The organism is Mycobacterium sp. E1715 (genome assembly GCF_001667625.1).
Lineage (GTDB): Bacteria > Actinomycetota > Actinomycetes > Mycobacteriales > Mycobacteriaceae > Mycobacterium.
Genome location: NZ_LZJJ01000431.1, coordinates 1 through 2,757, shown reverse-complemented (window position 1 = coordinate 2,757; position 2,757 = coordinate 1). Strand labels below are relative to the sequence as shown.

The 2,757-nt window shown below is 70.0% G+C and carries 2 protein-coding genes and 1 pseudogene; 2 read left to right on the top strand and 1 reads right to left on the bottom strand.

The features are described from left to right. Window positions 1–99 precede the first annotated feature (99 nt). The gene (locus tag A9X03_RS20985) at window positions 100–609 is read right to left on the bottom strand and encodes a DoxX family protein (RefSeq protein ID WP_067755940.1); all 510 of its coding nucleotides are present in this window, start codon (window positions 607–609) and stop codon (window positions 100–102) included. 139 nt (window positions 610–748) lie between these two features. On the opposite strand from A9X03_RS20985, the gene A9X03_RS20980 reads away from it, so the two are divergent. Continuing rightward, a complete protein-coding gene (locus A9X03_RS20980; RefSeq protein WP_231975434.1) occupies window positions 749–2,380 on the top strand; it encodes a pyruvate, phosphate dikinase in 1,632 nt (543 codons plus the stop codon). Next, window positions 2,377–2,757, top strand: a pseudogene (locus A9X03_RS20975) (MarR family transcriptional regulator); the annotation flags it as partial. The gene A9X03_RS20980 and the pseudogene A9X03_RS20975, both read left to right, overlap by 4 nt.

Here is a 2,757-nt window from a genome sequence, read left to right as displayed (position 1 = left end):
CGGGTGGATCGACGGCGCGATCCGTTCCGGTGAGCGTGCGGCCGCCGAGGTCCGGGAGGCCGAGACCGCCGCGGTCGCCTAGGACGAGGAGGCCCCTGGCTAACCCGCCTGCTTAGCGGGCGGGCGGTAGAAGATCACCAGCTGACCGACCGCGCCGGCGAGGCCCAGCACCACCGAGATCAGCAGGCCGCGCCAGCCGTCCATCCAGTTGTGCCCGAACACCACGTAGTCCAGGCTGAGCTTGCCGGCGCCCAGGGTGGCCACGGCTATGGCGCTGACCGCCAGCACCAGGTTGTATTCCCAGCCCTCCTTGACGATGAAGAAGCCGTTGGCCCGGTGCACCGTCCAGGCCGCCACCAGCATCAACGACACGAAGCCCGCCGCCGGGATCGGTGTCAGCAGCCCCGCGGCCAGGCCCAGCCCCGCGGCCATCTCGGTCGTGGCGGCCACGGTGGCGTGAAACTTGCCCGGCTTCATGCCGATGCTTTCGAACCACCGCGCGGTGCCGGGGATGCGTCCGCCACCGAAGAACTTGTTGTAGCCGTGCGCGGCCAACGTCACGCCCAGTACCAGCCGCAGGATCAGTAACCCGACGTCGTAGGGAGTCATACCTGCAAACCTAGATCATGGCGCCGACCGGATAACAGGACCGCCGAGCAGCTAACTCCGTCGGCCCATGTGGGAACATTGCGGGCGTTCCGACGTTCGCCTTTCGACGGCCACCACGAGGGGGTGCACCACGGCTCGTATCGCACGCGGTGCCCGCCGTGACGCGCTTGGGGCCGCTTCTGACGGGCAATCTGTGGTGTTACTGGACGGCACAGCGAGTCACCCGCGGGAGCTGTTGGGCAACAAGGGCCACGGCATCGAGGCGATGCGCCGGCATGGTCTGCCGGTGCCGCCCGCGTTCTGCATCACCACGGAGGTCGGCCTGCGGTACCTCGCCGACCCCCGGGCGGCGATGGACGCCATCTGGGACGACGTGCTCGACCGGATGAGTTGGCTGGAGGCGCAGACCTCGCGGGTGTTCGGGCGCGGCCCGCATCCCCTCCTGGTCAGCGTGCGCTCCGGGGCCACCCAGTCGATGCCGGGCATGATGGACACCATCCTCGACCTCGGCCTGAACGATGAGGTCGAGCAGGCGCTGGCCACCGGCGCCCCGGCATTCGCCCGAGACACCCGCCGTCGGTTCGAGCGGATGTACCGGCGCATCGTCGGCATCGGCGAGCACGAGCCGGTGCCCGCCGACCCCTACGCGCAGCTGCGCGCAGGCATCGAGGCGGTGTTCGCCTCGTGGAACTCACCCCGCGCGGTCGCCTACCGCGCCCATTCCGGCGTCGACGACCAGAGCGGCACGGCGGTCGTCGTCCAGGCGATGGTGTTCGGCAACCACGGTCCCGATTCCGGTGCGGGGGTGCTGATTTCACGCAACCCGATCACCGGGGACAACGAGCCGTTGGGCGAGTGGCTGCCCGGGGGTCAGGGCGATGACGTGGTGTCAGGCTCGGTCGACGTGGAACCCATCAGCGCCCTGTGCGACGAGCAGCCGGCCGTCTACGGCGAGTTGATCGACGCCGCAAGAAGATTGGAGCGACTCGAGTTCGACGTCCAAGAGATCGAGTTCACCGTCGAGGACGGCAAGCTGTGGCTGCTGCAGACCCGCGGCGCGGAGCGCTCGGCGCAGGCCGCCGTGCGCCTGGCGCTGCAGCTGCGGCACGAGGGGCTGATCGACGATGCCGAGACGCTGCGGCGCGTGACGCCGGCGCACGTGCAGACCTTGTTGATGCCCGCCTTGCAACCGGAAACGCGCTTGGCGGCAAAGCTTTTGGTCAGGGGGTTGCCGGCCTGCCCGGGCGTGGCGTCGGGCAAGGCCTATACCGACGTCGACGAGGCGCTCGATGCCGCCGAACGGGGCGAGTCGGTGATCCTGGTACGCGACCACACCAGGCCCGAAGACGTTTCGGGCATGCTGGCCGCGCAGGGCATCGTCACCGAGGTCGGCGGCGCGGCCAGCCACGCGGCGGTGGTCAGCCGGGAACTCGGGCGGGTGGCCGTGGTGGGTTGCGGCCCCGGAGTGGCCGCCTCGCTGGCCGGTAAATCGATCACCGTCGACGGCGCGAAAGGCGAAGTGCGCGAGGGCAACCTGAGCCTATCCGCATGGTCGGAGAACGACACGCCCGAATTGCGCGAGCTCGCCGACATCGCTCGTCGGATCAGCCCGCTGCGCGCCCACACCGCCGGGGATTACCTGCGGCTGGAGGACAACAGCGAGGCCGCGGTGGCCGCGGCGCTGAAGAGCGGGCAGACCGACGTCGTCTCGGCCACCCCGCTGGTCGTCATGCTTACCGCGCTGCGCCTGGCCGGAGAGGCCGACTCATGAGCGAATTGGCGGTGCTGCAAGCGGTTCGGCTGAAAGGGCGGGTGCGCCCCGACGACCTGGCCGCCACCTTGGACGCCGACCCAGTTGAGGTCACCACGATCGTCGAACGGCTGACCGCGGCGGGCCTACTCGCCGACGGTGCGACGGTGCGCATCACGCCCGTCGGGCGCGACAAGCTGGCGGCGCTGCTCGACGAAGAGCGCGGGGGCGCCGACCGGGCCGCGATAGCGGCCGCTTACGACGACTTTCGGTCGGTCAACGCCGACTTCAAAGCCCTGGTGACCGATTGGCAGCTCAAGGGCGGCCCCGGCGGCACCCCCAACGCCCACGACGACGCGGAATACGACGCCGCGGTGCTGGCCCGCCTCGACGATGTG